This window comes from Aureimonas sp. N4 (assembly GCF_001463925.1).
Classification (GTDB): Bacteria; Pseudomonadota; Alphaproteobacteria; order Rhizobiales; family Rhizobiaceae; genus Aureimonas; species Aureimonas ureilytica_A.
The window spans coordinates 1-23547 of the sequence record NZ_BBWS01000038.1; the positions used below are offsets into that span (position 1 = coordinate 1).

General features: G+C 67.6%; 23 protein-coding genes. 10 read left to right on the forward strand and 13 right to left on the reverse strand.

Annotation, left to right across the window (positions count from 1 at the left end):
- Positions 1–37 precede the first annotated feature (37 nt).
- On the reverse strand, positions 38–856 hold the full coding sequence (locus AUL28_RS11340; RefSeq protein WP_062232520.1) for an alpha/beta fold hydrolase: 819 nt from the start codon (positions 854–856) through the stop codon (positions 38–40).
- Between the two features lie 257 nt (positions 857–1113).
- Here AUL28_RS11340 and AUL28_RS11345 point away from each other — a divergent pair, with 257 nt between their 5' ends.
- Positions 1114–2067, forward strand: a complete 954-nt coding sequence (locus AUL28_RS11345) for an AraC family transcriptional regulator (RefSeq protein WP_062232522.1) — start codon at positions 1114–1116, stop codon at positions 2065–2067.
- 24 nt (positions 2068–2091) lie between these two features.
- Here AUL28_RS11345 and AUL28_RS11350 read toward each other — a convergent pair whose 3' ends face one another.
- The 5 genes from AUL28_RS11350 to AUL28_RS11370 all read right to left on the reverse strand — a co-directional run bounded on the left by AUL28_RS11350 (position 2092) and on the right by AUL28_RS11370 (position 7962).
- Positions 2092–3186, reverse strand: a complete 1095-nt coding sequence (locus AUL28_RS11350; RefSeq protein WP_062232524.1) for an ABC transporter ATP-binding protein — start codon at positions 3184–3186, stop codon at positions 2092–2094.
- Positions 3187–3273: 87 nt separating this feature from the next.
- Positions 3274–4623, reverse strand: a complete 1350-nt coding sequence (locus AUL28_RS11355) for an alpha-glucosidase/alpha-galactosidase (RefSeq protein ID WP_062232525.1) — start codon at positions 4621–4623, stop codon at positions 3274–3276.
- 185 nt (positions 4624–4808) lie between these two features.
- Positions 4809–6125 carry an ABC transporter substrate-binding protein gene (locus tag AUL28_RS11360; RefSeq protein ID WP_062232527.1) on the reverse strand — a complete coding sequence of 439 codons (1317 nt, stop codon included), beginning with the start codon at positions 6123–6125 and terminating at the stop codon, positions 4809–4811.
- Positions 6126–6175: 50 nt separating this feature from the next.
- The gene (locus AUL28_RS11365; protein WP_062232529.1) at positions 6176–7048 is read right to left on the reverse strand and encodes a carbohydrate ABC transporter permease; all 873 of its coding nucleotides are present in this window, start codon (positions 7046–7048) and stop codon (positions 6176–6178) included.
- A gap of 11 nt (positions 7049–7059) precedes the next feature.
- A complete protein-coding gene (locus AUL28_RS11370; protein WP_244493496.1) occupies positions 7060–7962 on the reverse strand; it encodes a carbohydrate ABC transporter permease in 903 nt (300 codons plus the stop codon).
- A gap of 198 nt (positions 7963–8160) precedes the next feature.
- Between AUL28_RS11370 and AUL28_RS11375 the strand changes: the two genes are divergently transcribed.
- From AUL28_RS11375 to AUL28_RS11390, 4 genes are all read left to right on the forward strand, one after another.
- The gene (locus AUL28_RS11375) at positions 8161–9189 is read left to right on the forward strand and encodes a LacI family DNA-binding transcriptional regulator (protein WP_062232533.1); all 1029 of its coding nucleotides are present in this window, start codon (positions 8161–8163) and stop codon (positions 9187–9189) included.
- A 68-nt stretch (positions 9190–9257) separates the two neighbouring features.
- The gene (locus tag AUL28_RS11380) at positions 9258–9491 is read left to right on the forward strand and encodes a type II toxin-antitoxin system Phd/YefM family antitoxin (RefSeq protein WP_058598749.1); all 234 of its coding nucleotides are present in this window, start codon (positions 9258–9260) and stop codon (positions 9489–9491) included.
- The gene (locus AUL28_RS11385; protein WP_062232535.1) at positions 9488–9889 is read left to right on the forward strand and encodes a type II toxin-antitoxin system VapC family toxin; all 402 of its coding nucleotides are present in this window, start codon (positions 9488–9490) and stop codon (positions 9887–9889) included. The genes AUL28_RS11380 and AUL28_RS11385 overlap by 4 nt, the downstream gene beginning before the upstream one ends.
- A 90-nt stretch (positions 9890–9979) precedes the next feature.
- Positions 9980–10441: a prepilin peptidase gene (locus AUL28_RS11390; RefSeq protein WP_062232537.1), complete on the forward strand. Its 462-nt coding sequence runs from the start codon at positions 9980–9982 to the stop codon at positions 10439–10441.
- On the opposite strand, the gene AUL28_RS11395 is transcribed toward AUL28_RS11390, so the two are convergent.
- The 7 genes from AUL28_RS11395 to AUL28_RS11425 form a co-directional block, all read right to left on the reverse strand.
- Positions 10431–11468, reverse strand: coding sequence for a general secretion pathway protein GspK (locus tag AUL28_RS11395; RefSeq protein ID WP_062232539.1), 1038 nt, complete (start codon positions 11466–11468; stop codon positions 10431–10433). The two genes, AUL28_RS11390 and AUL28_RS11395, sit on opposite strands and share 11 nt — an antisense overlap.
- A gap of 89 nt (positions 11469–11557) precedes the next feature.
- The gene (gspD, locus tag AUL28_RS11400; protein WP_192843444.1) at positions 11558–13699 is read right to left on the reverse strand and encodes a type II secretion system secretin GspD; all 2142 of its coding nucleotides are present in this window, start codon (positions 13697–13699) and stop codon (positions 11558–11560) included.
- A gap of 120 nt (positions 13700–13819) precedes the next feature.
- Positions 13820–14482, reverse strand: coding sequence for a hypothetical protein (locus tag AUL28_RS11405; protein ID WP_062219023.1), 663 nt, complete (start codon positions 14480–14482; stop codon positions 13820–13822).
- The gene (locus tag AUL28_RS11410) at positions 14472–14897 is read right to left on the reverse strand and encodes a PulJ/GspJ family protein (protein WP_062232543.1); all 426 of its coding nucleotides are present in this window, start codon (positions 14895–14897) and stop codon (positions 14472–14474) included. Before AUL28_RS11410 ends, AUL28_RS11405 begins: the two co-directional genes overlap by 11 nt.
- Entirely contained in the window at positions 14894–15346 is a 453-nt protein-coding gene (locus AUL28_RS11415) for a GspH/FimT family pseudopilin (RefSeq protein ID WP_062232545.1), read from the reverse strand. The genes AUL28_RS11410 and AUL28_RS11415 overlap by 4 nt, the downstream gene beginning before the upstream one ends.
- Complete coding sequence (locus AUL28_RS11420; protein WP_244493497.1) at positions 15343–16557, reverse strand: type II secretion system F family protein; 1215 nt, start codon at positions 16555–16557, stop codon at positions 15343–15345. Before AUL28_RS11420 ends, AUL28_RS11415 begins: the two co-directional genes overlap by 4 nt.
- Positions 16554–18308 carry a GspE/PulE family protein gene (locus AUL28_RS11425; protein ID WP_062232547.1) on the reverse strand — a complete coding sequence of 585 codons (1755 nt, stop codon included), beginning with the start codon at positions 18306–18308 and terminating at the stop codon, positions 16554–16556. The genes AUL28_RS11420 and AUL28_RS11425 overlap by 4 nt, the downstream gene beginning before the upstream one ends.
- Before the next feature lie 176 nt (positions 18309–18484).
- Between AUL28_RS11425 and AUL28_RS11430 the strand changes: the two genes are divergently transcribed.
- From AUL28_RS11430 to AUL28_RS11450, 5 genes are all read left to right on the forward strand, one after another.
- Positions 18485–19573 (forward strand): hypothetical protein, encoded by a 1089-nt coding sequence (locus AUL28_RS11430; RefSeq protein WP_062232549.1) that lies wholly within the window; start codon positions 18485–18487, stop codon positions 19571–19573.
- Positions 19570–20136 (forward strand): type II secretion system protein GspM, encoded by a 567-nt coding sequence (gene gspM, locus AUL28_RS11435; protein WP_062232550.1) that lies wholly within the window; start codon positions 19570–19572, stop codon positions 20134–20136. The genes AUL28_RS11430 and gspM overlap by 4 nt, the downstream gene beginning before the upstream one ends.
- Positions 20133–20657, forward strand: a complete 525-nt coding sequence (locus AUL28_RS11440; RefSeq protein WP_062232552.1) for a hypothetical protein — start codon at positions 20133–20135, stop codon at positions 20655–20657. The genes gspM and AUL28_RS11440 overlap by 4 nt, the downstream gene beginning before the upstream one ends.
- Before the next feature lie 190 nt (positions 20658–20847).
- Entirely contained in the window at positions 20848–21969 is a 1122-nt protein-coding gene (locus tag AUL28_RS11445) for an HlyD family secretion protein (RefSeq protein WP_062232554.1), read from the forward strand.
- On the forward strand, positions 21966–23513 hold the full coding sequence (locus tag AUL28_RS11450; RefSeq protein WP_062232556.1) for a DHA2 family efflux MFS transporter permease subunit: 1548 nt from the start codon (positions 21966–21968) through the stop codon (positions 23511–23513). The genes AUL28_RS11445 and AUL28_RS11450 overlap by 4 nt, the downstream gene beginning before the upstream one ends.
- The last annotated feature ends 34 nt before the right edge of the window (positions 23514–23547 follow it).

Below are 23547 nucleotides of genomic sequence, written 5' to 3' on the forward strand. Positions count from 1 at the left end.
GCGAGCGACCCGCCTCGATCCGACCTGCGATCTGCGCTTAGCGCAGGAAGTCCAGCAGATCCTTGTTCAGCCGATCCGGCACGGTGGCGAAAAGCCCGTGCGGTTCGCCCTCGTATTCCACCAGACGCGCGCCCGAAATGGCCTTGGCGGCGGCTCGGCCCGTCGGGTCGATCGGCACCGTGTTGTCACCCGTGCCGTGGATCACCAGCGTCGGAATGGTGAAGGCCTTGAAGTCGGGGCGGAAGTCGGTCTTGCCGAAAGCATCCACGCAGTCGATCGTCGCCTTGGGGCTCGCCATCACGCCGAGCACGAAGGACCAGTCGAGAACGCCTTGGCTGACAGGGTGGGACAGAAGCCCGACGCCGTAGAAGCTCTTGGAAAAGCTCTGGAGGAAGGCGAAGCGATCCTTTCGGATCTGGGCCTTCATGTCCTCGAAGACGCTGGCGTCCACGCCGTCCGGATTGCTCTCATCCTTCAGGAGATAGCCGGCGACCGAAGCGACCAGAACCGCCTTGGAAATGCGCGACGCGCCGTGGCGGCTGAGATAGCGCGCGATTTCGCCGCCGCCCATGGAGAAGCCGACCAGTGAGACATCCTTCAGATCGAGCCCGTCCAGAACGGCGGCAAGATCGTCGGCGAAGACGTCGTAGGTATAGCCCGTGGCGGGATGGCCCGACTGGCCGAAGCCGCGCCGGTCATAGGTGATGACGCGAAAGCCCGCTTCCAGAAGCGCGACGGTCTGATACTCGAACATGTCGCCGGTCAGCGGCCAGCCGTGGATCAGCACGACTGGGCGACCCTGGCCCATGTCCTTCACGTGAAGCTGTGTGCCGTCCTTGGCTTCGATATAGGCCATTTCAGGACCTCCTTAACATCGATGATGCCAGTCCAACACGCATCAACCCCAACCTGTTCCCGGCCAACAAGCACGCCGTTTCAAGCAACCCCGCGATATCGGTCAGCCGGATGCAGGTTCGGCGCATGGCATCCGTCAAGGATGCGCGCCGAAAAGGCGCGCTTGTGATACCTCGAGGCTTGAGTGTCGCGCCGAGCGATGGCAGGTGAAAGAGCTTTGCCTTTTCGAGGGCGCGACAGTGCGGTGCCAGAGACTCCATGCGGTTCCAGACGTTCACCACCCAGGGTGTGGCCCTCAAGGAGCGTTACGAGGCGTGGCGCGAGCGGGCCTGGCCGTCCATGGCCAAGATGATGCAGACCGACAAGCCATCGGGCGAGTTCTATTCCCATATCCGGTCCTACCAACTCGGCAGCATGGTTCTGCAAGAGGCGCGGATGACCGGCCAGACCTACACGCGGACATCGCAACTGATCCGGTCGGATGGGATGGATGGCATCAGCTTGGGGGTCAGTCTGGCGGGTCGGGTCCACGGCGAGACGGCGGTCGGCTCCTACAAGGCCGGCCCCAACTCTGTTCTGTTCGGCGATCTCAGCGCACCCTACACGCATAACTCGACCAATGCCCATTACGTCACTCTGGTGTTCAACCGGAAGGACATTCAGCGCCTCGTCCCTCGTATCGACGGCCTGCACGGGCTTGTCATGGCGGGCAAGGACGCCGCTCCCGTCGTGCGGCAGGTCACCTCGCTTCTCCAGCAGCTTCCCGATGCCAGTGACGAAACCGGCGCCCATCTGGGGGACGGGCTGACGGGCGCTTTCCTGTCGCTCCTGAATTCGACGGGTACGGTTTCGCTCAGCGAGGAAGCCCATCTGTCGCGTTTGCGCACCGAGGTCCGCTGGATCATCCAGCAGCGTTTCCGCGAGGCCGATCTCGACGTCGCGCGCATTGCGGCCATGTCGAAGGTCTCCCGCGCCACGCTCTACCGCGCCTTTTCGGATGGCGAGGGCATCTCGGCCTATGTCACGCGCGTACGCCTGCAAATGGCGACCGCTGCCCTCGCCGATCCCGGCGACGTCAGGCTGATCAGCGAAATCGCCCTATCAGTCGGCTTCGATCAGGTCTGCAATTTCAACCGCGCCTTCCGCCGCATCTACGGCTGCACCCCGCGCGACTGGCGTCACCACAGCCGGACGATCGGCGCTGCCGCCTGACGCGTAGAACTCGTCGCTCGATCGTCAGCCGATACCGGCCGACAGGCGTTTGCCGTCCGCACCGAACAGATGAGGTGCGGCGGCGAAGGCGAGGGGAAGAAGGCTGCCTTCGCGGGCGGCCGCGCGGTCGGGCGTCGCCAGGGTCAGCGCGCGCCCATCGCCCGTGCGTGCGTGGATCAGGGTCGAGCCGCCGAGATTTTCGGTGATCTCGACCTTGGCCGTCAGCACCGGCGCGCCGGCGTCGATACGCAAGGCCTCGGGGCGAAGGCCGAGCGTGACGCTCTCTCCCGGCACCAGCGCGCGCTCGAAGGGGCCGGTGATCGTCTGCGGCGCTGCAAAGGCAGGGGAGGCGATGCGCGCCGCGCCGCTTAAGGCGGATTCCACGACCCCATCCAGAAAGCTCATTCGCGGATTGCCGATGAAACCGGCGACGAAGAGATTGGCGGGGTTGTCGTAAAGCTCGGTGGGCGAGCCGACCTGCTCGACCTCGCCGTTGCGCAGCACCACGATACGGTCGGCGAGCGTCATGGCCTCGACCTGATCATGCGTGACATAGATCATGGTCGCGCCGATCTCGCGGTGAAGCTTGGCGATCTCGACGCGCATCTGCGTGCGAAGCTCGGCGTCGAGATTGGAAAGCGGCTCGTCGAACAGGAAGAGCTTGGGCTTCCTCACGATGGCGCGGCCGATCGCGACGCGCTGGCGCTGGCCGCCCGACAGCTGCTTGGGGCGACGGGCGAGAAGCGGCTCGATCTGCAGAATGCGCGCGGCCTCCATGACGCGCGCCTGGATTTCGGCCTTGGGCACCTTGTTGATCTGCATACCGAACGCGATGTTGTCGTAGACCGACATATGCGGAAACAGCGCATAGGACTGAAACACCATGGCGACGTGCCGCTCGGCCGGGTCGGCATGGGTCAGGTCTTCGCCGTCGATCAGGATGCGCCCGTCGGTGGTTTCCTCCAGCCCCGAGATCATGCGTAGGAGCGTGGACTTGCCGCAGCCGGACGGGCCGACGAACACCACGAACTCGCCCTTCGCCGCCTCGAAGGACACGCCCTTGATGGTTTCCACCGCGCCGAAGCGCTTGCGGACCTGTTCGATCTTGAGAAAGGACATGGTGTCTATCGCCTCGCTGGCAGGGGCCGCTTTCGTCACCGCCCGGTGGCCCGCTGCGGGGCCGCCGGGTCGCTCATACCGCTCGTGTCAGGCGCGCGCCCATTCGGGCAGCCACTCGCCATGGGCTGCGGTGAGCTTGTCCACGAGGCTCCAGATCTGGTCGAGGTCGAGTTCGGCGCCCGTGTGCGGGTCCATCATCGCGGCGTGGTAGATATGCTGGCGGTTTTCCGTCATCAGCGCCTTCACCGTCAGCTCCTGCACGTTGATATTGGTGCGCACGAGGGCGGTAAGCTGCACCGGCAATTCGCCGATATAGGTCGGCTGAATGCCGTTGGCGTCCACGAGGCAGGGCACTTCGGCGGCGCAATTGTCAGGCAGCGAGGTGATGCAGCCATTGTTGCGCAAGTTCCCGTAGATGACCGAGGGCTCGCCGGTCCAGACCGAGTTCATGATGGAGGAGGCATATTCATGGCTCTCCTTCACCTCGATCGTGTCGGAGCCGGTGAGAGCGGCCGACTCGCCCTTCCAGCGGGCGATCTGCTCCACGCAGCGCTTGGGGTATTCGTCCAGCGGAATCTCGTATTTCCGGATCAGGTCCTCGCGCCCCTCCTTGATGAACCAGGGCGTGTACTCGGCGAAATGCTCGGAGCTTTCGGTGACGAAGTAGCCCAGCCGCGTGAACATGTCGTAGCGCACTTTGTTCGGGCAGCGCGCGTTCCAGCTGGAGGGCTTCGGGATGCGGCCCGCGCGGTAGCCCTCCAGAAGATCGGGATAGAGATCGCGGAACGAGCCGTCCGGCAGCTTGCGTTCGAACTTCAGATAGAAGGCCATATGGTTGATGCCGGCGGCGCGATAGCGCAGCTCGGAAACGGGAATGTCGAGATCGCGCGCCAGCTCGGCGGCCGTGTGCTGCACGGAATGGCAAAGCCCGATCTGCCGGATGGCGGGGAATTTCTCCGCGATGGCCCAGGTGTTGATCGCCATCGGGTTGACGTATTGCAGAAGGATCGCCTCGGGGCAGACCTCCATCATATCGGCGCAGATGGCCCAGAGATGAGGCACGGTGCGCAGGCCCCGCATGATACCGCCGACGCCGAGCGTATCGGCGATGGTCTGTCGCAGCCCGAACTGCTTGGGGATTTCGAAGTCGGTGACCGTGCAGGGCTCGTAGCCGCCGATCTGGAAGGCGACCACCACGAAATCGGCCTTCTCCAGCGACTGGCGGCGGTCGCTATGGGTTTCGATCGTGGCGCTGGCGCCGAGCGCCCTCACCAGCTTGCCCGCGACGATCTCGCTCTCGGCCAGGCGTTCGGCGTTGACGTCCATCAGCGCGATGATCGCGTCCTTGAAGGCCGGGCGGTGCAAGACATCGCCGATGATGTTCTTCATGAAGACCGTGGAGCCGGCTCCGATGAACGTGATCTTGGGGCGTCGCATGGCGTGTCCTTGAAATTCTTGGGTCGCGGAGGAGGAAAGGGAGAGGGAGCCGAGCGGGCGCGGGAGCGTGTCCCGCCCGGCTCCGAGCCGGTGGGAGCGCCGGCCCAAAACGGGAGATCGACCGGCCCGCTTTGTCGCCGGGCCGGAAGGCAACAGGCGATGGGGCAGCGCCCCGGCTCCGTTGGTCAGAACAGGCCGTTCACCTGCGCATTGGCATCCTTCAGGACGGTCGCCGGATCGCCGCGGCCGAGCAGCACGTTCTCGACCGCCGCCGTCAGGATGGCGAAGATTTCCGAGCCGTGTTCGGAGATCGGGAAGGGGAAGGTCGTCTGGGGCGTTGCGACCTCCACGAAGGCCGAGACGTCGAGCCCCTTGGCCTTGTGCGCGGCCTCGGCCGCCTTGGTGCCTTCGGGGCGCGCGGGGAAGACGACGCCGGCTTCACCGACGATCGTCTGGCATTCCGAGCCGCCGAGATATTTCACCCACTCCCAGGCTTCGTCCGGGTGTTTCGTGCCGGCATAGATGCTGTCGGCGAGGCCATTGAACATGGACTTGCGCCCGTCCGGCCCCTTGGGCAGAGGCGCGAAGCCGACATCGGTGCCCTTGGCGTCGCGATAGGCGGCGATGTTCCAGGAACCATCGGGCACGATCGCGGCCTTGTTGGCGGCGAAGATGGCGGTGGCGTTCAGTTTGCCGGTCTGCTCCTGGCTGAGGCTGACGCCCTTCTGCAAGGCGAGATCGCGCAACCAGGTGAGGGTCTGGGCGAGCGCCGGGCTGTCGTAATTGTAATGGGTGCCCCAGGACTCGTCGATCGGCCGGAAGCCGTCGGAGGCCGCAAGGAAGCTCCACTGGTTCTGGCCGTAGCCGTCCGCTGTGGTCGTGGCCCAGCCATAGGTCGCGACCTTGGACTTGTCGAAGCCCGCCTCGTCGCCACGCTTGCCGGCCTGATCTATCGCCAGATGCGCGATGACCTTCTGGAGCGAGCCACCGTCCTTGGGGTTCCAGTCGAGATTCTGGAGGTCTTCGGGCTTCAGGCCGGCCTCCGCCAGCATTTTCTTGTTGTAGACGAGGGCGATCGTGTCCCAGTCCTTGGGCAGGCCCCATTGCTGGCCGTCCTTGTTCCAGGTCTCGGCGAGGCCGGGCATATAGGCCTTCATGTCCAGCTTGTCGGCCGCGATGCGATCGGTCAGGTCCATCATGACGCCGTTCGACAGGAATTCAGGAAAGCGGCTGACATGGTTGACGAAGACGTCCGGCGCGGTGCCCGACACGAAGCCGGTGGAAAGCGTCGTCCAGTAATTGTTCCAGCTGTCCTGCTGAATATCGATCTTGATGCCGGGATGGGCGGCCTCGAACTTCGCCGCGCATTTTCCATAGACCGGCGCCTGGTTGGCGTCCCACATGGCGTAGGTCAGGGTGACGTCGGCGGCGCGCGCGCCGGGCGCGCCGATCAGGGTCAGCGCGGTGGTGGCGGCGAGTGCGCCGGTCCAGAAGCGGTTCATGCGTGTATCCTCCCCTTTTAGCTGTCCGTTCCGCGCCTCGAGCGGCGCGGTTACTTCATGCCGCTCGTCTGGAGCGACTCCACGATCTGGCGTCCGAAGACGACGAGAAGCGCGATGATCGGCAGGATCGAGAGCGCGATGGCGGCCATCAGCCCGCTCCAGTCCGGATTGCCCTGGCCCGTCTGGCTCATGAAGTCCGACAGGGCGACGGCCATGACGCGAACGCTCGGATCGCGCCCGACCAGAAAGGGCCAGAAGAACTCGTTCCAGGAATTCACCGAGAGCAGGATCGCGAGCGTCGCGATCGGCCCTTTCTGGATCGGCAGGGCGATGCGCCAGAAGATCTGGAACTGCGAGGCCCCTTCCAGCCGCGCCGCCTCGTCCAGCTCCTTGGGCGCCGACAGGAAGAACTGGCGCAGGAAGAAGACCGCGAAGGGCGTCATCAGGATGGTCGGCGCCGCGAGCCCGGCGAACGTATTGAGAAGGCCGAGTTGCTTCACCAGAATGAAATTCGGGATGAAGAGGACCATGCTCGGGATCATGGTCGCCGCCAGAAAGGCGAAGAACAGCGCGTCGCGGCCGGGAAATTTCATCCGGGCTAAGGCATAGCCCGCCATGGCCGAAAAGAAGATCTGCCCCGATACGGTGAGCGCCGTGTAGATCAGGCTGTTGCGCAGCGCGAGCGTGAAATCGATCGGCGAGGCGCGAAAGGCGGCCAACTCGATATCCGACGGCAGGCCCATCACGCGCAGGAAGTTGCCGAAGGTGAACCGGCCCGGCAGGAGACTGCCGGCGCTGGTATAGACATCGGCCGGGTTGGTCAGCGCCAGTTTCAGCGCCATCCAGAGCGGCAGCAGAGAAATGAAGACGAAGAGCGCGAGAACGAAATAGCCGAGCGCGGCCTGAGGCGTGAGCTTCTTCATGGGGCCCTTCCTCAGTCCAGGTCCGAGCGGTCGGCGCGCAGAACGCGCATCTGAAGAAGCGTGACGAGGATCAGCACCGCGAAGAGCAGGACCGAGATCGCCGAGGCGTAGCCCATCCTGTTGAAGCGGAAGGCGTTCTCGTAGATGTACCAGAGCAGGACGCGGGTGGAATTGGACGGGCCGCCCGCCGTGGTGACGGCCACCACGTCGAAGACCTGAAACGATCCGATGAGGCTCGTCACCAGCACGAAGGCGAGCACGGGCCGCAGCAGCGGCAGGGTGATGCGACGGAACATCGTCCACTCGCCCGCCCCTTCGAGCTTGGCCGCCTCGTAGAGATGGCGTGGGATCGCCTGGAGCCCGGCATAGAAGAGAAGCGCGGTCAGGCCCGTGTGTCGCCAGGTCGAGATGCCCGCGATCGAGACCATCGCCTGATCGGGCGAGGCGAGGAAGCCCTGCCGTCCGATGCCGACCACATCCAGGAAAGCGTTCACGAGGCCGAGGATCGGGTCCAGCATCAGGAGCCAGATCAGGGCCGCCACGACATTGGAGATGAGATAGGGCGCGATGATCACGGCGCGCAGCCAGACGGCGCGCGCCAGACGATCCGACAGGACGGCCAGAAGCAGCCCGAGCGCGGTCTGGATCGGGATGTTGGTGAGGACATAGGCCAGCGTGACGCCCGCCGAATGCCAGAAATTTCCGTCGCTCAGAAGCTTGGCGTAATTGCCGAGGCCGATGAATTTCGGCGCCCGCATCATGTTCCAGTCGGTCAGGCTGATCTGAACGGCGCGGATGGTCGGCAGGAGATAGAACAGAAGAAAACCCAGAAAGGCGGGAGCGACGAACAGGACGCCCGTCAGGGTTTCCTTGCGTCGACGCCGCGCCCGCGACATGCCTCCCAACGCGTCCACCACGCTCGCCTCCCAGCACAGCCTGACATTCACACGTGTTAGCTTGGCAATACATCAATGCTAACACGTGTTAGCAATGGATAGCCGCGCTGCGGTTTCCTTGTCAAGCCGCCTGACGAGCCTCTATAACTCGGGCGGGGGAAGGCTGCTCGGCGCGCTCCCGTCACACCACCCCGCATCGCCGAAAGGGAGCGCCGCATGGCTTCGAAACGCCTGACCAGCCATGATGTCGCCCGCCGTGCCGGGGTCTCGCGCGCCACCGTTTCGCTCGTGCTCAACCGCTCCGACAGCGTCACCATCGCCGCCGAGACGCGCGAGCGCGTCTTGAGGGCGGCGGCCGAGCTTGGCTACAAGCCCAATTCGGCGGCGCGGATGCTGGTCAGCGGCCAAAGCGAGACGATCGGCCTCGTCGTTTCCGACCCGTCGATTCTTTTGGTGGACCAGTTCGTCACCCGCGTTCTCTACGGGATCGAGAAGGCCAATCGCGAACTCGGCTTCCATGTTCTGGTGGAAGGGCTGGAAAGCGGCAGCCGAGGCGGAACCTATGACAATCTCGTGGAGTCGCGGCGCATCGACGGGCTGATCGTGGTCAATCCCCGCGCTGGCGACGAAGCCCTGATCGCGCTGATCGAAACCGATTTTCCTCTCGTCCTGATCGGCTCGGTGCGCCACCCCGCTGAAGTCTCCGTGACCTTCGGGACGCGCGGCGTGTTGGGTGAGGCGGTGGATCACGTGGTCGGCCTCGGCCACCGCCGCATCGGCGCCATCACCTTCGCCCCGCGCGGCTTCGTGGCGGCCGACGCGCGGCTGCGGGCGCTGGATGCCGGCTTGCGAAAGCACGGGCTGACACTGGAGGAGGACGCGATCGAGGATGGCGCGTTCAGCCCCGAGAGCGGCTATCTGGCCGGGCTGGCGCTCTTGCGCCGCCGCCCCGACCTCACCGCGATCTTCGCGGGCAACGACACGATCGCCATCGGCCTGCTCAGCGCCGCGCGCGAGCTGAACCGCGATGTGCCCGGCGATCTGTCCATCGTCGGCTTCGACGATCTGCCCTTCGCGCGCTGGCTGACGCCCTCGCTCACCACGATCCGCACGGACGGCGTGCGCCAGGGCATGATCGCGACCGAGATGCTCTTCGCCCGTCTCAACCGCCGCGCGCTGGACGAGCCGCGCGTCAGGCTGGAGCCGGAATTCGTGATCCGCGACTCCACCCGTCCCGTGCGCTGACGCGCGTCCGCCATGGAAATCACATGGCCTCCTCGCTATACTTAGCTAAGTTAACTAAGGAGCGCGCCATGCAAGTGACCGTTCATGCGGCCAAGACGCATTTATCTAAGCTGATCGAAGCCGCGCTGAACGGCGAGGACGTGGTGATCGCGCGTGGGCGGCGGCCGGTGGCGCGCATCGTGCCGATCCCGCAGCGCCCCTTCACGATCGGCTTGCTTCGCGGGCAGGTGGCGGGCTCCGGGCCGGACTTCTTCGAACCCATGACGCCTGAGGAACTGGCGCTCTGGGAAGGGGAGGCATGAGATCGGTCCTCCTGGACACCCACGCCTGGGCCTGGTCGCTGACGGGCGACGCGCGCTTGAGCGATGCGGCCACGCAGGCCCTGACGGAGGCGGAGGCCGTCTTCGTCAGCGCGATCAGCCTTTACGAGATCGGCCAGAAGGTGCGCCTCGGGAAATGGCCGGAGATGGCCCCCTTCTTGCCCCGGCTGATCGATCTGGCCGGCGAGCAGGGCGCGCAGCTTCTGGCGCTCTCGGCCGAGGCCTCGCTCCTCGCCTCCACCCTCGCGTGGGATCATCGCGATCCGTTCGATCGGCTGATCGGCGCGAGCGCACTTCAATCCGGTTTGGCGCTCGTATCGGCCGACACGGTCTTCGACGCCTTGGCACGCGAGCCGCGCTGGCCCGGCCGCGTCTGGTGAAGCGCGCGGATCGCCTTGCATCGGCGCGCGCGAGCGGCCAGAAGCCAGTCGCGCCGCATCGCCTTCGAAGCGGGGATCGGGGGATGACACGTGGCGGATGGTTGGTTCTGGCTGCTTCTTGTGCCGCTGCTCGGCATCGTCGCCTGGGTGGACGCGCGCACGGGCCGCATTCCGAACGCCTGCAACGCCGCGATCGCCGCGCTCGGCCTCTTCGCCGCGCTGGAGATCGGCACGAGCTTGGCCACCGAACGCCTTGTCGACGCCGTTGTGGTGGGCCTCGTTCTTCTCCTTCTGCGGGCCGCCTACCGGCTTTGGCGCGGGCGCGTCGGGCTGGGGCTGGGTGACGTCAAGTTTCTGGCGGCCGCGACGCTCTGGACGGGGCTCGGCGCCCTGCTGCTCGTGCTCCTTCTCGCCTGCCTTTCGGCGCTGGGCATGGTGGCGGTGCTGAAGCTTGCGGGACGTCAGGTCTCTGGCGGAATGCGCCTTCGCTTCGGCCCGCATCTCGCCGGGGCGCTCGGCCTCGTGCTTCTGATCGACCGGCTTATCGTTTGACGTTGGTCGCGGCCGGAAGGGCCGTTGCCAGCCCGGCGCAAAAGGCATCGTCCGATGGCTCAGCCCGCCCCGGCGCGCCAACCTCATAGGGCGGGCGCAGCCATCTGACGATCCGCAACGCGCCGCCATCCGGCCCTTCGAAGCGCAGGAAGGCGCGGCGCGCGGCCGCCACGCTGCCATCGGCGCGTTGCAGCGCCGCCTCCACCATGAAGTCGGTGCGCGGGCTTGCCAACTGCCAGCGGGCGAGCGCCGGCTGTTTCAGCACGTCCGCCGTCAGCAGTCCGGCGGTTGCGCCCGGTGTCTGCGACAGATCCAGGCCGGCGCGCGGATTGGCGACGGTGAAGAGCGGGCGCAGGCGCGCGACCAAGGCCGGCGTCGCGGAGGGCAGGCGCGCGATCTCCTCCACATCCACGAAGGGCCTGTTGGCCGGCCCCCAGGCGAGGCCCGCCTGCCGATATTGCGCGCGCTCGCCGATCCCGTTCTCCTGCGGCGCGTCGTCGGGGTCGCGAAAGTCGCCGATCTCGTCGGCCAGCCGGCGGGCCGTTTCGCTATCCAGTCCGGCGGCCTGAAGAAACTCGCGCAGCATGGGCACGGGTGCGCCGTTGAGATCGATCAGCGCGCCCTGATCCACCGCCCGCACGGTAAGCGTGCCGCCCTGCGGACGACGGCAGGTGAGGGGAGTGCCATCGACGGGCAGCGGCAGCGGGGGGAGGGGCGCGGCTTGCACCTTCCCGCCCGAGAGCGCGGCGGCGACGAGATCGGCCTCGCTCGGCGCTGCCACCTTGGGCGGGCGCAAGGCATCGGCCGCATAGAGCGCGACGCCATCGATCTCGGCCTGTGCGCGCGCCATTTCGCTGAGATTCCCGGTTTGCAGGGTCAGGATGCGGGCGCGCAAGGCGAAGCTCGCCGCAACCGCGACGAACAGGAGCGTGGCGAGAAGCACCGACAGAAGAACGAATCCGGCTTCACCATCGCTGGCCTCGGCGTCGTCCGTCCAGGTTCCGGGCCGCGGCGAAAGGCAGGCCATGAGGAGACCGACAAACCTCGAGCGCCCCGCCACCGAGCGACTCGGCGTATCGGGGGAGCGCGGGGAACGCCGCAAGATCACGGCCGCCTCTAGCGCGTGATGCGCTGGACCGTGCTGGTCCGGCCTTCCTCCAGCCCGAGCCGGGCGAGATTGTCGCGGAACTCGCGGGTGACGGCCTCGGCCTCGCTGCCATTGCGCATGACGCGGGGGCGAATGAAGATCACGAGTTCGGTGCGCTTCTTCACGTCGCTTCGGTTGCGGAAGGCCGCGCCGATCACCGGCACGTCGCCGAGCACGGGCACCTTGTCGTCGCCCTTTTCGCGCGAGTCCTGCACGAGACCGCCGAGCGCGATGCTCTGACCATCGTCCACCGCGACCGTGGTCGAGACCTTGCGCTGGCGGATCGTGGGCGAGTCGATGCCAGAGGAGGTCGTTCGCACGACATCGCTCACCTCCTGCTCGATATTGAGGAGGACATGGCCGTTGGAATTGATGCGCGGCGTCACCGACAGGATCACGCCCGTGTCCTTCATCTCGACGCGGTTGACGATCGGCGCGTCGATGGAAGCGGAGGTGGCCGTCGCGGTCTGCGTGACGATCGGCACCTGATCGCCGATCTGAAGGCGCGCGGTGCGGTTGTCGAGAACGGTCAGCGTCGGCGAGGAGATGACCTTGACGTTCGTGACGGCGGCGAGCGCGTTGATCACGACCTGGAAATTCGCCTGAGCCAGCATGTAGGAGAAGCCCGGCGCGATGGCCGCGACCGCGCCGCTGGCGGCGTCCGACAGCTTCACCTTGCCGCCGCCCCCATGCTCGAAGAACCAGCGCAGGCCGAATTTCAGCTGATCGTTCAGCGTCACTTCCGCGATCACGGCTTCGATCAGCACCTGATTGGCCATGCGGTCGGACGAGGTCAGGATCGGCAGGAGCCGGTCGTATTGCGCCTTGGTGGCCACCACGATCAGCGCGTTGTTGGGCTCGTCGGCCACCACCGCCATCTTGGCCGCGCCGAAGGCGGGCGTGTCGGCTGCCGCGATTCCGCTGATGGCGCCGGCCGCCGCCCCGTCGCTGCCGGTGTCGGAATCGCGAAGCCCGACGCTGGAGCGCAGCGCCGTCATGCCGCTGGCGACGCCGGAGGACTCGATGCCCGACAACATGCCCTGAACGATGGTCGCGAGTTCCTTGGCCGGTCGGTTCTCGACCTTGTAAACGAAGGTCTGCTGCCCGTTGGCCGAGGCCACGTAGTCGAACTTGGCGACGTAGTCGCGCGCCCGGTCGAGCAGCCGCCGGTTGGCCGCGATCACCAGAATCGAGTTCAACTCGCGGCTCGGCACGAAGCGCACGGTGCCCTGGGCCGGTCCTTCCGCGCCGCCGTAGACGGCGTCGAGCTGCTTGGCGATGGCGTTCGGGTCGCCGCCGCCGGACAGCGGGAAGATCGCGGCGGACTGGTTGCGCATCCAGTCCACGTCGAACAGCTCGATCGCGTCCTGCATGGAGCGGATCTGGTCGTTGGTGCCGTTCAGGATCAGGATGTTGCGGGTCGCGTCCGCGCGCATCACGCCATTGGGCGAAATGGGCTTCAGGATGCGCTCCATTTCGAGCGCGGAGACGAATTTGAGCGGCACGATGCGCGCGCCCGTGCCGACCTGAAGATCGCCCGGCCGGGACATGCCGACGCTGCCGGTGTGAATGGCGTCGGTGTCCGACGTGATGGAATAGGTGTCGCCCTGCTTGGCGATCGCGAGGCCCTTGGCGGCGAGCACGGACTGGAAACTGTCGACCAGCGCCTGTTTCGAAACGGGCCGCGCGGTTTGCAGCGTCACCGTGCCCGACACATTGTCGCCCATGGCGAAGGTCCCGCCAAGGATTTCCACGAAGATGGCATTGGCGGCCGTGCGGATCGGCACGTCCACGAGGTTCAACGTCACCTTGTCGCCGGACTGGGTGTAAAGGCGCGGAGAGGCGGGGCCGCCCGCCGTGCCGCCCGAGAGAACCACCTCGGAGGGCGCGCGGCGGAAGGACGAGCCGAAAATGCCTTCGCGCCGGCTGGCGCGAGGCTTGCCGAGCGAGCGCGTCGCCTCCAGCCCGCTGCGCACCTCGGTGGTGCGTGTTCCCGGAGCGGTGGCGGTGGTGCAGGCGGAGAGGAGCTGCGTCAGGGCGAGAAGCGTCAGGCCGGAACGCCGCAGAGTGCTGCCCCGTCCCCCAGTTCCGATCCGCGCCCATAGTGCCATGTCGATCATTCCAGGAGCGCCGACCGGCCCTTGGAGAAGCCGGCGGACGCGCTAAGCGATAGGTTAGCCGACCATTAACCATTCAAAATGGATCGAACCTGTCGGGGTCCTGCCGCTGCGTCACGGGCGCGGCGCGGCGTCGAGCGGCTGACGATTGGCGCGCTTGTCCGGCGGCAGCGCCGTGGCCATCGGGTGAACGACGAGCGTCGGGACGCTGCGGCGATCGCCGGCCTTCAGCCCGATGTCGATGCGCACCAAAGCCGGCGGCGCGCCGTCCCGCTGCCACGCCGCGCGCCAGAGCGGGGTCCCATCCGGGCCCGGCTCGCCATAGGCGAAGCGGAGAGAGGCGACATCGGGGATCAGGACCGTGCGGCTGGCCGCGCGCGACAAGTCTCCCGAGGCGATGGCTCGGCGCTCCACGAGATCCAGCCCGCCCTGCGCGCCGGGCTCCAGCGCCAGCGTGATCTCGTTCAGCCCGCCCACTTCCAGAAGCGGATCGGCGGGCGCCAGAAAAGCCAGCGTCTCGGCTTGGCCGCGGAAGGGCGCGCCGCCGACGAGCCCGAGATCGGCCACCGTTTCGCTGAGTGTGCGCCGAAGATGCTCACGCACGGCCGTCAGTTCCGCGCTCCGGTCGATGCGCGTGGCGAGCGGGGCCATGCGCGTGATCGCGCCGACACCCTGTCCGATGAACAAGGCGATCAGCGACAGAAGCGCGAGCCCGACCAGAAGCTCGACTACGGTCGTGCCGGCGTCGCCGCGCTCCATGCCCTCGTCAGCGGCCATCGCCATCTCGCGCGAGGATCAGCGTCGATAAAAGCGGGGGCGGAGCGTGGCGCTCGCCCTTGGCTCCGACACCAACCGAGAAACGGAACAGCCTCGCCGTGTCGGGCGGCGCGGGAAGGCCGGCGCTCTGGACGGGCGCGAGCTCCGTCCACCAGACCCAGCGTCCTTCCGTGCCCTCGTGTCGACCGGGCGTTGCGGGGTCGGCGGCACGGGCTTCCTCCATCAGCCGAGCGGCGATGTCGAGCTGCGCCTCGTGCGCCGCGCTGGCGCCCCAGGCGAGGGTCGTGCCGGAAAAGGCGCGCATCATCGCAAGCGTGATCAGCGACAGGATCGCGAAGGCGACCAGCGCCTCCGCCAAGGCAAAGCCGGCGTCTACGGCGGTTTCGCCCTTTGTCTGCGAAGGCGCGTCGCTCACCGCACGGCCCTTTGCACAGCGCCCGTCAGCCAATTCACCTCCACCATGCGCCGCAGGCCCGCCCCGGCGATCTCGACCTTGCCCCCCGTCGAGCGTCCGTCCGGCAGAAAGACGATGGTCGCCTCGCCCGTGCCGGCGCGCCCCGCCTCGCGCGCGGTGGTGAGTTGCAGCGTGATCCCGTCCGGCAGCGGAAAAGGCTGAGCGCCCTCGCGCCGCCAGAGACGCGCCGCGCCATCGAAGGCCAGGCTGCGCATCCGGCCCGAGCGCATGGCGTCGAGCCGCGTGCGCTGGAGATCGGCCACCAGCCGATCCTCCGTCGCGGCCACCATGCGCGCCGGGCGGCTGCCGGCCAAAGCGTAGGACGAGCCGGCGGCGACAAGCGCCATGATGGCGAGCACCACCAGCATCTCCACCAGCGTGAAACCCGCTTCGCCGGGGCGGGTCTTCATCGGATCGCGAGATCGTTGACGGAAAAGATCGCGCTCATGATCGACAGGATCAGGCCGCCGACGAATAGGCCGAGACACCCGGTGATGACGGGCGTCATGACGGCGAAGAGGCGGCCGATACGGGTTTCGACGGCTTCCTCGTGCAGTTCCGCCGCGCGGATCAGCATGTCGGGCACGCGGTTCACCTCTTCGCCCACCGCGATCATCTGAAGCGTCAGGGGCGATACGGGCTCGAGCTTCGACAGGGCGGCGGCAAGGCGCGCGCCCTCCGGGATGCGCCTTGCGGCGTCCTCCAGCGCGCGGCGGAAGACGAGCCGGCGCGCGACCGGGCGCGTTGCGGCAATGGCCGCCGGCAGGCCGACTTCAGCCCCCAGAAGCGTGCCGAGCGTGCGGCACAGACGCCCCGCCTCGATGCCGATGAGGACGGGTCCGATCAGCGGCGCGCGCAGGAGCGCGCCTTCGCGCCAGTCCGTAAAGCCCGGCCGACGCCACAGCGCGACGAGGCCGGCCAGAGCCCCGCCGAGCCCCAGCGCCAGCGCCAGCCCATGGTCGATCACGAGCGCTTCCAGATTGCGCGTTAACGCGATAACGCCGGGTGTCTCGACGCCGGGCTGATCGAACAAGGGCTCCAGCGAGGGCACGAGCACGCCCACCACGAGGCCGACGATGCCGAGCGCCATCACGAAGAGCAGCGACGGATAGATCAGCGCCGAAACGACCGTTCGACGGATATCCTCGGCGCGGGTCAGCGACACGGCGAGATCGCCGAGCACCTTGCCCAGCGTGCCGGTCAGCTCGCCCGCCGCCGTCACCTCCACGACCTCGCGCGGGAAGATCTTGGGATGGCGGGCAAAAGCGCGCGACAGCGAGATGCCGGACAGAACGTCGGCGAGCACCTTGTCCAGCGTCGGGCGCAGGGCTTTGGGCGATTGGCGGATGGCGAGGCGCAGCGCGCGGTCTACCGTCAGTTCCGCGCCGAGCAACGTCGCCAGATCCTTCACGAAGGCCAGAAGCTCTCCGCGCTTCACGCCGCCGGTGCCGAAGAGATCGCGCTGCCAGATGCTGTCCTTGTGGGCGACGGGCTCGACTTTGAGAACGCGTAGGCCGCCCGCACCGGCCAAGGCGGTGGCCCGCGCGCGGCTATCGGCCTCGACGCGCCCGCTACGCTTCATCCCGCGCTCGTCCAGCGCCTCGAAGCGGAACCAGGTCACAGCGCGTCCCCGCCGCCCAGATGCCGCAGCACCTCTTCGAGGCTCGTTTCCAGCGCCAGCGCCTTGTCGATGCCATTGTCCAGAAGCGTCTGCATGCCGCGCTCGCAGGCCGCCGTCTCGATCTCGCGTTCGGGACGCTCGGCCGCGATCATGGCCGAGACGGCCCGATCGATCTCCAGCCCTTCGGCCACCACGGTTCGCCCGCGATAACCCGTGCCGTTGCAGGCGGGGCAGCCGACGGGATGGGCGAGCGCGATCGGGCCAGCACCCTTCAAGGCCGGGCGCGCGCGCTCCAGAACGGCGCGCTCGGCGAGGCTTGCCGGGCCTATTTGGCGGCAATCCGTGCAGAGCAGCCGGAGCAATCGCTGGGCGACGACGCCGTTCAACACGGCGGCCAGAAGATAGGGCTCGACGCCCATGTCCACGAGGCGCGTGACGGCCGCGGCGGCGGAGTTCGTGTGCAGCGTCGAAAGGACGAGATGGCCCGTCAGCGCGGCCTGCACGGCGATGCGCGCGGTTTCGCCGTCGCGGATTTCGCCGACCATCACGATGTCGGGGTCCTGGCGTAGGATGGAGCGCAGCGCGGCGGCGAAATCCAACCCGATCGCCGCATGAGTCTGAACCTGCGTGATGCCCGACATGCGATATTCCACGGGGTCTTCCACCGACACGATCTTGGTCGCGGTCGTGTTGAGCCCCTGGAGCAGCGTGTAGAGCGTGGTGGTCTTGCCCGAGCCGGTCGGGCCGGTGATCAGGAAGATGCCGTTCGGCCGCTCGGCCATCGCGCGGATGCGCGCGCTCAAGGCCGGCGAGAAGCCGAGCGCGTCCGTGCCGCCCTCCTTGCGGGACTGGCCGAGAAGGCGCAGCACCAGCCCTTCGCCGTGCGCCGTGGGGAGAACCGAAACGCGAACGTCCACCTCGCGCCCGCGATCCACCACCTTCATGCGCCCGTCCTGCGGCAGGCGGCGCTCGGCGATGTTGAGTTCGGCGAGGATCTTGATGCGCGTCGAAAGCCCGGCATGAACGCTTTTGGGCAGGGTCTCGGGGCGCACCAGAACGCCGTCCACCCGAAAGCGCGCAGTGAGATCGGTCTCGCCCGGCTCGATATGAATGTCGGACGCGCCCAGCTCGAATGCCGTGCGCAGGAGAGACTGCGCGAGGCGGATGATGGGCGCCTGGCGCGCGGCGTCCTCCAGGCGCTCCGTGTCGCTGCCGAGACCGCCTTCGGCGCCCTCGTCCAGCGCCTCGGCCCCGTCCTCGCCGAAGAGACGGCGCAGCGCCGCTTCGAACTGGCTCGGGCCGATCAGCTGGAAATCCGCGCCGCCCAAGCCATAGGCGAGCGCGCCGGTGAGGTCGGCCTGAAACGGATCGACCAGCGCGAGGCAAACGGGCGGGCCGCCTTTCACGGCCAGAACCCGCGCGCGGCGGCAGTAGTCGCCCGGCAGCTGCTCGGGCAGAACGGGCTCGGCGGGCAGGTCGTCGGCGTCCACGGCGGCCAGGCCGGTATAGGCGGAGAGCGCCTCGATCAGATCGGCTTCGGATAGAAGGCCGAGTTCGGTGAGCACGATGGGGAGCGAGGTCTGCGTGGCGAGGGCGGCGCGCGCGCGGTCCGCGCTCACAGGCTCGAGCCGGCCCGTGCCCTGAAGGTGCTCCAGAAAGCCGAGCGCGCTCAAGGCATCGGCCGCGCGACCGGCCTTGCGCTTGTCGGGCGCGGGCGAGCCGGGCCTTTTCTTCGATCCCCAAACCAGCATGGCCGTTCCGTCCCGTGCCGCCGGCAAAGGCCGGCCCGCTCGACAAGGGAGCGGGGCGGGTCAAAGGCGCCGGCCTCTTCGACACAACAGGAGTTTGCTTAACAATCCGTAGACGGCTGCCGGATAGACTGCGGATCGAACCGAAGGGAAGCCAAGCAGGCGAAGGCGAAGCGCAAGTGGTCGCACAGGAGAGCAAGCACGAGGCGCTGGCCGAGACATCGCTCGCGGAGCGCGCGCGCGAGGCGCTCGGCTGGTGGCGGGACGAGCTGGCCGCGATGGTGCCGAACGCCCTGCGGGCGCGCAAAGCCGGTCGGCGCGCGGCGATCGACTGCGTGCTCCTGCCCGATGGGCGCGCCGCCGTGGCGCTGGCCGAGCCGCGCAAAGGCGCGCTGCCCGATCCGGCCGAGGCGTTGGCGAGCGGCCCGGCGCTTGTCGCCCGGCTGCGCGCGCTGGCCGAACTCGCGCCCGAGCGCACGCTGCGCCTCTCGGTGCCGCGCGATCTCTGCTTCGTGCGCCGCACGCGCCTGCCGGCGCGCGCCCTCGGTCATGCCGGCGCGATCCTGCGCCACGAGGCGGAAGGGCTGATGCCCTTCGCCCCGGCCGAGATTCTCAGCGATTGGTATGTCGAGACCGAGGACACGGACGCGCGCGAACTCAACATCGTGCATGTCGTGCTGGCCCGCCCGCGCATCCGCGCGCTGGAGGAGGCCATTGCGGAAGCGGATTTGACGCTGGTGCGGATCGGCGTCGGACACGGGGAAGGCCGGCCGGTGCCGGTGGACCTTCTCTCCGTGGACGATCCGAGCCTGCTCGCCGGCGTGGCCGCGCTTTCGCCCTTCGCCAGGCTTGCGGGCGGCGCGGCGCTTCTGATCCTTCTCGCGACGCCCTTTCTGGCGATCGGGCAGCAGGAGGCCGAACTGGACGCGCTTCGCGCGGCCCGCGCCGCGTCGCCCAAGCCCGCCGTCGCCGCGCTGTCGGCCGGGGCCGTCGCGGATTTTCTGGATGCGCGCGCATCGCGTCCGCCGGTCGCCCTGATCCTCGACGATCTCGCCCGCACACTGCCACGCGACGCCGTCCTGACCGATCTTAAGCTCGAAGGCGATCGGCTGACCGTCGGCCTGCAAGGCGCGGGCGCGGAGAGGGCGCGCGGCGCACTGCGTGACAGCGCGCTCTTGGCTCCCGCGCCGGGCGACGCCGCGCCGGGCCAACTCGCCTTCACGCTTCGGGCGCTGGACGCGTCCGGCGGCGAGGGCTCCCAGCCATGACCGCGCTTCGCCTTCCCGCCTCGCCGCTGGCGCGGCGCGGCCTCGCGCTTCTGATCCTTTTGGCTCTCGTCTGGATCGTCGCGCCGATCTTTTCCGGCCCGCTCGACCGCTGGCGGGACAACCGCGCGGCGCTGGAAACCGAGCGGCTGCTGACCGGACGCCTTCAGCGCCTCGAAGCGCGCCGTGCGGCGGTGAGCGCGCTCGCAGCGCGTCCCGACGCGCCACTTCTCGTGGCGGCGGACACGGCCTCGGCGGGCGGGCGCTTCAGCGGCCGGGTGTTCGAAGCGGTGCCCTCCGAGGCGATGCGGTTGGAGCGCATCGAGATGGACCCGGTGGACGAGCGCCCCGGCGCGCCGATGCGCGCGCGCATTGCCTTCACGGCGACGCAAGGCGGGCTGCAAACCTTCCTCGCCGCCATCGAAACCCGCCCGCCCGTCCTCAGGGTGGACGATCTGACGCTGGCCTCGCGGCGCGAAGCGGACGGGACGATCGTCCTGTCGGGCACGGCGAGCCTGTCCGGTGTCGCGCTGATCCGGCCCGTGCCGGCGGGGAAGCAGCCATGAGTTCGGTGGTGGACGAAACGGATGGCGCGGGCGCATTTGCCGACCCTGCGCCGAAGACGCCCGGCCGCTTCGCCGGCATGGGCGCGGCCGAGCGCAGCGCCGCCTTGGCGCTCTGCACCGCGCTCGCTCTAGCGACGCTCGCGCTGACCGACCCGGCTTCCAGCAGCGGTGAAGGCCAAGCGCCGGCGCTGCTCCGCCAGAGGCCGCCGCTCGTCGGCGGGCCGTTCATGGCCGCGCCTCCGTTCGACCCCGAGCGCCGTGCGCTTGACGGGCCGGGTCGCCTGCCCAGCGAAGCGCCGGTGCAAGCCGAAGCGCCACCCGCCGCCCCACCGCTGGTTCTGGCAGGCATTCTATCGAGCGGCGACACGCGCAAAGCGCTATTCGCCGGCATGGACACTTGGCTACCTGAGGGAGCGGACGCTTTCGGCTGGCATGTGGTCGACATCGAGCCACGCCGTGTCACCGTCCGGCGCGGCGCGGAAGAGCGTATCCTCAATGCCAGCGACGCACTGCGGCCCTGACGCGGCCGGTTCGGCGATCTGCCGTGCATTGCCAAAGGGGCGCGTTTCTCCGCGTGATCGCGCCCCTCGTTTCGAGCCCGCTTTTGTTGCATCTCGAAGCGTTGACATTTTCGGCATCGGCGAAAAATAGGCGGCAAAATGTCACTCGTGCTTCCTCGCGAAGCGACGGGACGCAAGCCCAGAGACCGCCATGGATCAGATCAACCGGAGTGACAATTTGGCTTCGAGCGGAGGTGGGGCGTCCGATGCCGCGCCACGCAAGAGCTCGAACACGCTGCGCCGCGTTCTTCTTCTCGCCGGCCCGATCGTTCTGATCGCTGTCGCGCTTCTTCTCTACTTCCGGGGCGGCGGCACGGTGAGCGAGGCCGATTCCTATATCGGCGCGCCCAATGTCGCGATCACCCCTGAAGTCGCGGGCCAGGTGGTCGAGGTCGACGTGTCGGAGAACCAGCGCGTGGCCGACGGGGCGGTCCTGTTCCGGCTCGACCCGGAGCCCTACCAGATCGCCGTGGATCAGGCCAAGGCGCAGCTGCAGCAGACGGAAGAGAAGCTGAAGGGGCTCGTGCTCACCTACAAACAGGCCGAGGCCGAGGTGCAGCAGACCCAGGCCGATGTCACCTACGCGCAGCAGCAGTTCGACCGGGCGACCAATCTCGCGCAAACGGGCGTTGGCACACGTCAGGAGGCCGATTCCGCGCGGCGCGACCTGCGCGTCGCCAAGGATCAGCTGGTGGCCGCGCAGGCCTCCGCCAGCTCGACGCTGGCGCAGCTCGGCGGCTCGGCCGACACGCCGCTCGAATCGCAGGCGACCTATCTGGAAGCCAAGGCGGCGCTCGAAAGCGCGGAACGCAACCTGCGTCTGGCCACCGTCACCGCGCCCTTCGCCGGCATCGCCACGCAGGTCGACAATATCGCCGTCGGTTCCTACCTCACGGGCGGCAAGCCGGCGTTCACGCTGGTCTCGACCGACGCCTGGGTGGACGCCAACCTGAAGGAAACCGACCTCGTTCACGTCAAGGTCGGCGACGCCGTAGATGTCGTGGTGGACAATTATCCCGACCTCGTTCTGAAGGGCCGTGTGCAGAGCATCGCACCCGCATCCGGATCGGTCTTCTCGCTGCTCCCGGCGCAGAACGCGAGCGGCAACTGGGTCAAGGTCGTGCAGCGCATTCCCGTGCGCGTCGCGCTGGAGAACGTGCCGGACAATATCGTGCTGCGCGTCGGCGCCAGCGCTACGGTCTCGATCCAGACCGGCTACCATCGCACGGCGGGAACCCTTTGGGATGACATCAAGGGCGTGGTCGGCCTATGAGCGCGCCCGTCGCCCCGGCGCCGGAGGACATCACGCCGGGCGAGCGCGCGGCGATCACGGCCTGCGTCATGATCGCGACCCTGATGCAGGCGCTCGATTCCACCATCGCCAATGTCGCGCTGCCCTATATGCAGGGCTCGCTCTCGGCCACGAGCGACCAGATCAACTGGGTGCTGACGTCCTATATCGTGGCGGCGGCGATCATGACGCCGACCACGGGCTGGCTGGAGCGCCGCTTCGGTCGGCGTCGCGTCTTCATCATCTGCATCATCGGATTCGTCGCAGCGTCCATGCTCTGCGGCACGGCGACGAGCCTCACGGAAATGGTGCTGTTTCGCCTCGTGCAGGGCATTTTCGGCGCGCCGCTCGTGCCGATCGCGCAGTCGACCCTTCTCGACACCTACCCCGTCTCGACGCGCGGACAGGCCATGGCCGTGTTCGGCCTCGGCGTCATGCTCGGGCCGATCATCGGGCCGACGCTGGGCGGCTGGCTGACCGAATATTACGACTGGCGCTGGGTCTTCTATGTCAACGTGCCGATCGGCGTGGCGGCGCTGGTGCTGGCGCTCGGCTTCCTGCCCAAGCGTGGCACCGATCCTCTAGCCCGCATCGATCTGTTCGGCTTTGCGACCTTGGGTCTTGCGATCGCCGCGCTTCAGCTCTTTCTCGATCGGGGCGAACAGCTCGACTGGTTCTCGTCGCTCGAAATCCAGGTCGAACTCGCGCTCTTCCTTCTGGGGCTCTATCTCTTCGTGGTGCATACGGTGACGTCGCGTCGCGCGACCTTCGTGGATCGCCGTCTTTTCGCCGACCGGACCTTCGTCGTCAGTCAGTTGCTCGTCTTCATCGTCGGCGCGGTGCTTCTGGCGACGCTGGCTCTACTCAGCCCATACTTGGAAAATCTTCTCGACTATCCCGTGCTCACCGCCGGGCTGGTTCTGGCGCCGCGCGGCATCGGCACGATGATCGCCATGGTGGTGGTGGGAAGGCTGATCGCGCGGGTCGATGCGCGCGTGCTTTTGGGCTTCGGCTTCGGGCTGACGGCCTACGCGCTCTACGAGATGAGCCTTTATACGCTGGACGTGTCGGAAGGGACGATCATCCGCACGGGGATCATCCAGGGCTTCGGGATCGGCTTCGTCTTCGTACCGCTATCCACCGTGGCGTTCGCCACGCTGCCGTCCGACCTGCGCACGCAGGGCACCGGCTTCTACAGCCTGATGCGCAATATCGGCTCCAGCGTCGGCATTTCGATGATGACCTTTCTTCTGACCCGCAACGGCCAGATCCTGCATGCCTCGCTCGGCGAACATGTCTCGCCCTATGCGCGCGGCGTGCAATGGCTGGGCGATACGCTGGACCTGACGACGGAGCAGGGGCGCGCTGCGGTGAACGCGCTGGTTGGGCAGCAGGCGGAAGTGATCGCCTATGCCGATTGCTTCCGGTTGATGATGGCAGCGAGCCTCGTGGCGCTGCCGCTTCTGCTCCTGCTCAAGGTGCCCGACGCCGGGTCCGTTCATAAGCCGGCCATGGCGATGGATTGAGGGAACAGACGCCTTCGAAAGACGTAGGCCCGCA

What these genes read in the sequence shown, in the direction of transcription:
- AUL28_RS11365 (WP_062232529.1), bottom strand. Translation starts at nt 7,048, where the DNA reads ATGAAGAAGCTCACGCCTCAGGCCGCGCTCGGCTATTTCGTTCTCGCG.
- AUL28_RS11385 (WP_062232535.1), top strand. Translation starts at nt 9,488, where the DNA reads ATGAGATCGGTCCTCCTGGACACCCACGCCTGGGCCTGGTCGCTGACG.
- gspD (WP_192843444.1), bottom strand. Translation starts at nt 13,699, where the DNA reads ATGGCACTATGGGCGCGGATCGGAACTGGGGGACGGGGCAGCACTCTG.
- AUL28_RS11360 (WP_062232527.1), bottom strand. Translation starts at nt 6,125, where the DNA reads ATGAACCGCTTCTGGACCGGCGCACTCGCCGCCACCACCGCGCTGACC.
- AUL28_RS11350 (WP_062232524.1), bottom strand. Translation starts at nt 3,186, where the DNA reads ATGTCCTTTCTCAAGATCGAACAGGTCCGCAAGCGCTTCGGCGCGGTG.
- AUL28_RS11340 (WP_062232520.1), bottom strand. Translation starts at nt 856, where the DNA reads ATGGCCTATATCGAAGCCAAGGACGGCACACAGCTTCACGTGAAGGAC.
- AUL28_RS11395 (WP_062232539.1), bottom strand. Translation starts at nt 11,468, where the DNA reads ATGGCCTGCCTTTCGCCGCGGCCCGGAACCTGGACGGACGACGCCGAG.
- AUL28_RS11450 (WP_062232556.1), top strand. Translation starts at nt 21,966, where the DNA reads ATGAGCGCGCCCGTCGCCCCGGCGCCGGAGGACATCACGCCGGGCGAG.
- AUL28_RS11405 (WP_062219023.1), bottom strand. Translation starts at nt 14,482, where the DNA reads ATGGCCGCTGACGAGGGCATGGAGCGCGGCGACGCCGGCACGACCGTA.
- AUL28_RS11445 (WP_062232554.1), top strand. Translation starts at nt 20,848, where the DNA reads ATGGATCAGATCAACCGGAGTGACAATTTGGCTTCGAGCGGAGGTGGG.
- AUL28_RS11355 (WP_062232525.1), bottom strand. Translation starts at nt 4,623, where the DNA reads ATGCGACGCCCCAAGATCACGTTCATCGGAGCCGGCTCCACGGTCTTC.
- AUL28_RS11415 (WP_062232545.1), bottom strand. Translation starts at nt 15,346, where the DNA reads ATGAAGACCCGCCCCGGCGAAGCGGGTTTCACGCTGGTGGAGATGCTG.
- gspM (WP_062232550.1), top strand. Translation starts at nt 19,570, where the DNA reads ATGACCGCGCTTCGCCTTCCCGCCTCGCCGCTGGCGCGGCGCGGCCTC.
- AUL28_RS11375 (WP_062232533.1), top strand. Translation starts at nt 8,161, where the DNA reads ATGGCTTCGAAACGCCTGACCAGCCATGATGTCGCCCGCCGTGCCGGG.
- AUL28_RS11345 (WP_062232522.1), top strand. Translation starts at nt 1,114, where the DNA reads ATGCGGTTCCAGACGTTCACCACCCAGGGTGTGGCCCTCAAGGAGCGT.
- AUL28_RS11440 (WP_062232552.1), top strand. Translation starts at nt 20,133, where the DNA reads ATGAGTTCGGTGGTGGACGAAACGGATGGCGCGGGCGCATTTGCCGAC.
- AUL28_RS11380 (WP_058598749.1), top strand. Translation starts at nt 9,258, where the DNA reads ATGCAAGTGACCGTTCATGCGGCCAAGACGCATTTATCTAAGCTGATC.
- AUL28_RS11425 (WP_062232547.1), bottom strand. Translation starts at nt 18,308, where the DNA reads ATGCTGGTTTGGGGATCGAAGAAAAGGCCCGGCTCGCCCGCGCCCGAC.